The 3,692-nt window shown below is 73.6% G+C and carries 2 protein-coding genes; both read right to left on the reverse strand.

Annotated features, from left to right (window positions below):
• On the reverse strand, positions 1–777 hold a 777-nt coding region (locus AXW62_RS39270; RefSeq protein WP_079115997.1), incomplete at its 3' end, for a beta-ketoacyl synthase N-terminal-like domain-containing protein.
• 24 nt (positions 778–801) lie between these two features.
• Positions 802–3,692: type I polyketide synthase (locus AXW62_RS39275; RefSeq protein WP_214516892.1), on the reverse strand; the 2,891-nt coding region annotated here is incomplete at its 5' end.

Consider the following 3,692-nt stretch of genomic DNA (forward strand, 5'->3'; position numbering starts at 1 on the left):
CGGCTTGCAGCGGCCGTCGGGGGCGAGACCCCGCTGACGGGAGAACTCCACGAAGGTGGACGGCGTCGCCATGACCGTGACACCGCCCGCCAGCGCCAGATCACACTCGCCGTTCCGCAGCGCCTGCGCGGCCAGGTGCAGGGCCACCAGCGACGACGAGCACGCCGTGTCCACCGTCACCGCCGGACCCTCGAACCCGAAGGTGTACGCCACCCGCCCCGAGGCCACACTGCCCGCGCTGCCGGTCGACAGCATCCCCTCGAACCCCTCGGGCGCGCGGTGCAGCCGCACGGCGTAGTCGCCGTACATTAGCCCCGCGAACACCCCCGTACGGCTGCCCCGCAGTCCCGCGGGGTCCACCCCCGCACCCTCCAGCGCCTCCCACGCGGTCTCCAGCAGCAGCCGCTGCTGCGGATCCGTGGCGGTCGCCTCACGCGGGCTGATCCCGAAGAAGTCCGCGTCGAACTCCGCCGCGTCGTGCAGGAAACCGCCCTGCCTGCTGTACGACTTCCCCACACTCTCCGGATCCGGGTCATAGAGCCCCTCCACGTCCCAGCCACGGTCGGTCGGGAACTCGGTGATCGCGTCCCCACCCTCGGCCACCAGCCGCCACAGATCCTCCGGCGAGGCCACACCACCCGGATACCGGCACGCCATCCCCACGATCGCCACCGGCTCATGGCCGGCGGCTTCGGCCTTCCGCAGACGCTGGCGGGTCTGCTTGAGTTCCCCGAGCGCAGCCGCGAGATACTGTCGGAGCTTTTCTTCCTCGGCCATCGGTCTTTCGCCTTCCTCGGGTGATCAGGCTTGCGGGCGCTCGTCGTCGTGGAAAATGCCGAATTCCTGCTCGGCGATCGCGAACAGTTCGTCGGTGGTGGCCAGATGCAGCCGATCGTCGTTCTCGGCGTTCTCGGCGTTCTCCGCCGCGACGCCGTCCGCGGGGGCCGCGCTCGCGGCGAAGCTGTCCACGCCGAGGCTCACGAGGACCGTCTGGAGGCGGGCCGTGAGCTTCGCCCGCCAGGCGTCGTCGGCGGGCCGCGCCGCCAGGGCGGCTTCGAGCCGGTCGAGCTGCCGGAGTTCGTCCGATCCGTCGGGGGTCAGATCTTTGAGCATATCCGTCCGGACGAAGCCGGCGAGCGCGGCGGGCGTCGGGTAGTCGAAGACCGCGGTGGCCGGCAGCCGCAGCCCGGTGGCCGTGTTCAGCCGGTTCCGCAACTCCACGGCGACGAGCGAGTCGAAGCCCAGCTCGGAGAACGGCCGCTGCGGTTTGATCGCCTGTGCCGAGGCGTGTCCGAGCACCGTGGCGATATGCCCCAGAATCAGGTCCAGGACGGCCTTCTCCTGCTCCTCCGGGCCCAGTTCCGCCAGCCGGTTCCGCAGTTTCGCCGCGCCGTCGACCGTGCGCCGCGCCGGAACGGCGAACAGGCCGCGCAGCATCGACGGGAGCGTTCCCGCCGCCGCCTGGGAGCGGAGCGCCGCCGCGTTCATCCGTACGGGGACCAGCAGCGGCAGGCCCGAGGAGCGTGCGCCGTCGAAGAGGCTCAGGCCCTGGTCGGAGGCCAGTGGCAGGAGGCCGCCGCGGTTCAGGCGGGCCCGGTCCGTCCCGTCGAGGGTGCCGCTCATGGCGCTCTCCGACGCCCACAGGCCCCAGGCGAGGCTGGTGCCGGGCAGTCCCGCGGCCTGCCGGTGGTGGGCCAGGGCGTCGAGGAAGGCGTTGGCCGCGGCGTAGTTGCCCTGGCCCGCGCCGCCCAGCACACCGGAGACCGAGGAGAACAGGATGAATTCCGCGAGGTCCAGTCGTGCCGTCAGCTCGTGCAGGTGCCAGGCGGCGACGGCCTTGGGGCGGAGGACCGTGTCCAGCCGCTCCGGGGTGAGCGAGGTGAGGATGCCGTCGTCCAGCACGCCGGCCGTGTGGATGACGCCGGTGAGCGGATGGTCGGCCGGTATGTCCGCGAGGAGCCTCTCCAGGGCGTCCCGGTCGGTGAGGTCGCAGGCGGTGACGGTGACCTCGGCGCCGAGGGCGGCCAGGTCGGCTCGCAGCTGGTCGGCGCCCGCCGCGTTCGGACCCCGGCGGCTGACCAGCCGCAGGTGCCGCGCCCCGTGCCGGGTGACCAGGTGCCGGGCGACGAGCCCGCCGAGCGTACCGGTGCCGCCGGTGATGAGGACGGTGCCGTCCGGGTCGAGCGTCCGCGGCGCCGCGGACGGCTCCGTGCGCGTCAGCCGTGCGATGCGCGGGGCGTACGCGGCACCGTCGCGCACCGCCAGCTGGGGCTCCCCCGTGGCCAGCGCCTCCGCGAGCCCGAGGCCGACCGGGCTCTCGGCGCCATCGAGGTCCAGCAGGAGGAACCGGTCCGGGTTCTCCGACTGCGCGCTGCGGATGAGGCCCCACACGGCCGCGCCGACGAGGTCCCGGATCTCCTCGCCCGGACGCGTGGCCACGGCCCGGTGGGTGAGCACGGCGAGCCGCGAGGCGCGGAACCGCTCGTCGGCCAGCCACTCCTTGGCCAGGGACAGGATGTGGGACGTGACGGCGCCCAGCCGCTCGGGGCCGCCGCCTTCGACGGGGAGGAGCACCACGTCCGGCACCTGCCCATCGGCGCCGACGGAGGCGAGGTCGGCGAAGGCCTCGGCGCCCGCCGGCACGGTGCCGAGGCCGACGACCGCGGGCCACTTCTGCGGGCGGGCGCCGGAGGACGGCACCGGCTGCCAGGCCACCTGGAACAGCTCGTCGTTGCGCACCGCTCCCACCAGCGTCTCCGCCGGCACCGGGCGCGCGGTCAGGGTGTCGACCGACGCGACCGGCATCCCGGACGTGTCGGCGATGGCCACCTTCAGCGCGTCGGTGCCGGAGCTCGACAGCCGGACCCGCAGCTCCGAGGCACCGGCCGCGTACAGCCGTACGCCGGCCCAGGAGAACGGCAGAAGGATCTCCGCTCCCGGCTCGGACCGCAGGATCATCGGGTGGACGACGGCGTCGAGCAGGGCGGGGTGGATGCCGAACTCGCTCCCGCCGTCCGCCGCCTCGGCCGGCAGGGCGACTTCGGCGTACACGTCGGACCCCTGCTCCCAGGCCGCCTTGAGGCTCTGGAACACCGGCCCGTAGCCGTATCCGCGCTCGGCCAGCCGTTCATAGACCCCCTCGACGTCCACCGGACGGGCGCCCGGCGGCGGCCACTGCACCAGGTCGAAGTCGGCGCCCCCACCGCTCTCACTGGTGGTCAGCGCGCCCTCGGCGTGTCGGGTCCACTCGCCGGACGCCGTGTCGTCCTCGACCCGGGAGTAGACCTCGACCGTCCGGCGGCCGTCGGTGCCCGTCCCGGCACCGACGTGCAGTTGCAGCTGTACGGCGCCGGTCTCCGGGAGCACCAGCGGCGCTTCGATGGTCAGGTCCTCCACGATGTCGCAGCCGACCTCGTCACCGGCGCGCAGGGCCAGCTCCACGAACGCGGTGCCGGGCAGCAGCACGACGCCGCCGACGGCATGGTCGGCCAGCCACCGGTGGGTATGGCGGGACAGCCGGCCGGTCAGTACGGTCCCGCCGTCGTTGCCCGCGAGACCCACGGCGGCGGTCAGCAGCGGGTGGTCCGCCGTCCGCAGACCCGCCGACGTGACGTCGGCCGTCTCCCGGAGCGTGGCGTCCAGCCAGTACCGCTGGTGCTCGAAGGCGTACGTGGGCAACTCCACGTGACGGG

The sequence above is a fragment of the Streptomyces hygroscopicus subsp. hygroscopicus genome (assembly GCF_001553455.1).
Taxonomy (GTDB): domain Bacteria; phylum Actinomycetota; class Actinomycetes; order Streptomycetales; family Streptomycetaceae; genus Streptomyces; species Streptomyces hygroscopicus.